Consider the following 3,860-nt stretch of genomic DNA (forward strand, 5'->3'; position numbering starts at 1 on the left):
GCCGGTCCGTACCGGGTCCGGGATCGTTGTCCGGGAGTGCCGCGCCTGAAGCGTGGGTGTGCATGCGTGTCCGTGTGGGATGGGAGGCGTGGAACGGGGGCGGTCCTGCGAAGATAAGCGCTCGCCTGGAGCCGCAACAGCATGGGACGCTGTGGCCTTATGCGGTCTTCCTTCGAGCGGGAGGCTGACTCGCCGGAAGAGCGAACGCCGTCTGCGCCTCGGCTTTCGGCTCTGGCGCTAGACTCCCCGCCAAGGTCTCCAGGTCCGCAGGGGTGAGCACGTTCGTGAAGCGCTGGAGCGGGCTTACGTAGACGGCTACCGGCTTTCCCGCGCTGACCAGCGTCTCGACGTTGGCGAGAGTCCCGCGGCTTACCCCATCCCACAGCATCAGCCCGCACTCGGCCGCCTCCGCCATCGCGCGGTCCTTCACGGAGTAGAAGTCGAAGCCCCGCACGGAGGGCGGCGTCGGCACGTGCTGCGTTGGCCAGCCACCCTCGTTGTTCCGGGGAGCCGAGCCCACGAAGTACACGACCACGTCCCGGTACCCCCACTCGGCCAGCTGCCGCTGCATCGCCCGGTCCGCGCCGTTCGCATCGCCGACCACAACCGGCAGCTTCCGGCGGACGATCTCGCCGAGCCGCGCGCGGATCGACTCGTTCAGCCGCGAAACCTTTCGCGATCCGCCGAGGAAAACGCGAGTCATGATCTGCTCCTCGTTCGGGTGAGAGCGAGTGCCCTGAGCGACGCGGCACCTCCCTGCGTGCGCAGGGTTCGGGCCGCTTCTCTCATGCTTGCGCCGGAGCGATACAGGTCGTCGAACAGAAGGATGTGCTTCCCCGTGAGAGCGCTCCCGCGGACCTCGAAAGCACCGGCCAGCGCGGCTTCGCGGTCAGCCATATCGGCCATGCTCTTCAGTTCGGGAGTGTCCCTGATCTTCCGGAGACTCTTGGGATCGTAACCGGCACCGAGGTTCGCTGCCAGACGGGACGCGATGGCGGCGAGCGGCTGGAAGGAACGTACCCTGCTGGGCGGAACGGGCACAACCACATCCACGGCGAAGCCTCGCAGCCGCACGAACTCCGCGGCAACGTTCGCCAGAGTTGCACTCGCGTCCCTTTCGCCTCGGTACTTCAGCCGAAAGAGGGCCTCGCCGATCTCGGACCGCGTGGTATCGAACTGCGGATGTCCATTAAGATCGTCCCCGAGATACTCCGCGCTGACGGTGTGTACGTCGAGCGTGAAGCCCTCGTCCCAGGGCCCAGTAATAGGGCGTGGATTCGTGTCCATCTTCATGCCCCGGCTGGCGATTCAAACGTTAAGGCTCAAAGTGCGCTGAGAATCATAGGCGTCTAGTTGAACCGGATCAAGCACTCCCGGCCGTACCAACGCACTCACGCCCTCCAGTGTTAAAATTTCAGCATGGACCCGGAACCTCTCTGGCGCGGCGCCGTACCAACCGGCATCATGTGACGCCACTCGCCCACGAAAATTCCAACGACCGCCGCAAGGAATACATGCTGACACGGGCCCGCCCGGCCATCGCAGCCGGGATCTTTGCGCTCGCCGCGCTCGCGCCCGCGCGGGCGCAGCAGACGCTCTCGGTGGAGCGCATCTTCGCCGGGCGCGACTTCCGCACGGAGGGGCTCCCCGCGCTCCAGTGGATGCGCGACGGGCAGCGCTACTCGTACGTGGACGCGCGCCCGGACGGGACCACCGACCTGGTGGCCGAGGACGCGCGCACGGGCACCAAGACGCGCCTGGTGGACGGCTCGCGCCTGGTGCCGGCGGGCCAGCAGAAGCCCATCGAGATCGAGGACTACAGCTGGACCCCCGACGAGAGGAAGCTGCTCCTCTACACCAACTCGCAGCCGGTGTGGCGCGAGAACACCAAGGGGATCTACTACGTCTACGACCTGGACACGGGACGGCTGACCCCCGCCTCCACCCGGCCGGGGTGGCAGATGTTCGCCAAGCTCTCGCCCGATGGGCGCCGTATCGGGTTCGTGCGCGACCACGACATCTACGTCACCGATCTGGCCACGGGGCGGGAGACGCGGCTGACGCAGGATGGGAGCAACCAGATCATCAACGGCACCTTCGACTGGGTGTACGAGGAGGAGTTGGGGCTGCAGGACGGGTGGCGCTGGAGCCCGGACGGGGCGCGCATCGCGTTCTGGCGGCTGGACGCCGGCCGCGAGCAGACCTTCAACTGGATCAACGAGACGGACAGCGCCTACTCGCGAGTCGTCAGCCTGCGCTACCCCAAGGCGGGCTCCCCTAACGCCATCGCAAAGGTTGGCATCGTCGAGGTCGCGGGCGGGGCGACGCGCTGGGTGGACACGGGGAACGATCCGGAGGTGTACCTGGCGCGGATGGAGTGGGCGGAGTCGCCCACCGAGATCGTGATCCAGCGCCTCAACCGGCACCAGAACCGCCTGGAGGTGATGCTGGCCGACGCGCGCACGGGCGCCAGCCGCACCGTCTTCACCGACACCGATCCCGCGTGGGTGGAGGTGGATGACGACTTCCACTGGGTGAACGGGGGGCGCGACTTCCTCTTCACCAGCGAGCGCGACGGCTTCAACCACCTGTACCTGGTGAGCCGCGACGGCCGCAACGTCCGCCAGATCACGCGCGGGCAGTGGGACGTCACCGGCATCACCGCGGTGGACGAGCGGGGCGGCCGCGTCTACTTCGGCGCCCACGCCCCCACCCCCGAGCAGACGCAGCTCTTCCGCGTGAAGCTTGACGGGACGGGGCAGCAGCAGGTGACGCGCGAGCCCGGCACGCACGCGGCGCGCATCTCCACCGGCTCGCCGTACTTCCTGGACACCTACTCCAGCGCCGGCACGCCGCCGGTGATCCGCCTGCACAACACCGGCGACGGCGCCGTGGTGCGCACCCTGGTGGACAACGCGCGCGTCCGCCAGACCGTGGAATCGCTGGGCGTCCGCAAGCCGGAGTTCTTTTCATTCCGCGCGCCGGACGGCACGGAGCTCCGCGGGTGGACGATCAAGCCGGCCAACTTCGACGCCAGCCGCAAGTACCCGGTGCTGATGTACGTGTACGGCGGTCCCGGCTCGCAGACGGTGATGAACTCGTGGGGCGGCACCCGCTACCTGTGGCACCAGATGCTGGCGCAGCGCGGCTACGTGGTGGTGAGCGTGGACAACCGCGGCACCGGCGCGCGCGGCAGCGCCTTCAAGAAGGCCACCTACCTGAAGCTCGGCGCCGTCGAGACCGCGGACCAGATCCTGGCCGCGCGCTACCTGGCGACGCAGCCGTGGGTGGACGCGAGCCGCATCGGCATCTGGGGGTGGAGCTACGGCGGCTTCATGACGGCATCGGCGATGTTCGCGCCGGGCAGCCCGTTCAAAGCCGGGATCGCGGTGGCGCCGGTGGTGGACTGGAGCCTGTACGACACCATCTACACCGAGCGCTTCATGCGCACCCCTCGCGAGAACGCCGAGGGCTACCGCCGCAACGCACCAGTGAGCAACGCGGGCGGCCTGCGCGGCCGCTTCCTGCTGGTGCACGGCACGGGCGACGACAACGTGCACTTCCAGAACTCGACGCAGCTGGTGAACGCGCTGCAGGCAGCCAACAAGCAGTTCGACTTCATGATGTACCCGAACCGCAACCACGGCATCTCCGGCGGCGTCACCTCGCAGCACCTCTTCACCATGATGACGAACTGGGTCACCGAGAACCTCTAGTTTCACACAGTAGGGGTTCGACAGTGGTCGCTGACACAGATCGGTAACCAGTTGCCCTACATGAAGATGCAACAAAGCCGCCCCGAAAGCGTGTACAACGCGCCCGGAGCGGCCATAGATGGGTTAAGTCGTTATCCTGTTGTC

General features: G+C 67.3%; 3 protein-coding genes. 1 reads left to right on the forward strand and 2 read right to left on the reverse strand.

The genetic code is table 11. The annotated features are described in order from the left end of the window. Positions 1-157: 157 nt before the first annotated feature. A complete protein-coding gene (locus VF647_04640) occupies positions 158-703 on the reverse strand; it encodes a hypothetical protein (protein HEX8451362.1) in 546 nt (181 codons plus the stop codon). Beyond that, on the reverse strand, positions 700-1,293 hold the full coding sequence (locus VF647_04645) for a hypothetical protein (GenBank protein ID HEX8451363.1): 594 nt from the start codon (positions 1,291-1,293) through the stop codon (positions 700-702). Before VF647_04645 ends, VF647_04640 begins: the two co-directional genes overlap by 4 nt. 221 nt (positions 1,294-1,514) lie before the next feature. Here VF647_04645 and VF647_04650 point away from each other — a divergent pair, with 221 nt between their 5' ends. After that, on the forward strand, positions 1,515-3,716 hold the full coding sequence (locus VF647_04650) for a S9 family peptidase (GenBank protein HEX8451364.1): 2,202 nt from the start codon (positions 1,515-1,517) through the stop codon (positions 3,714-3,716). Positions 3,717-3,860 lie beyond the last annotated feature (144 nt).

This window comes from Longimicrobium sp. (genome assembly GCA_036387335.1).
Classification (GTDB): Bacteria; Gemmatimonadota; Gemmatimonadetes; order Longimicrobiales; family Longimicrobiaceae; genus Longimicrobium.

What these genes read in the sequence shown, in the direction of transcription:
- VF647_04640 (HEX8451362.1), bottom strand. Translation starts at nt 703, where the DNA reads ATGACTCGCGTTTTCCTCGGCGGATCGCGAAAGGTTTCGCGGCTGAAC.
- VF647_04645 (HEX8451363.1), bottom strand. Translation starts at nt 1,293, where the DNA reads ATGAAGATGGACACGAATCCACGCCCTATTACTGGGCCCTGGGACGAG.
- VF647_04650 (HEX8451364.1), top strand. Translation starts at nt 1,515, where the DNA reads ATGCTGACACGGGCCCGCCCGGCCATCGCAGCCGGGATCTTTGCGCTC.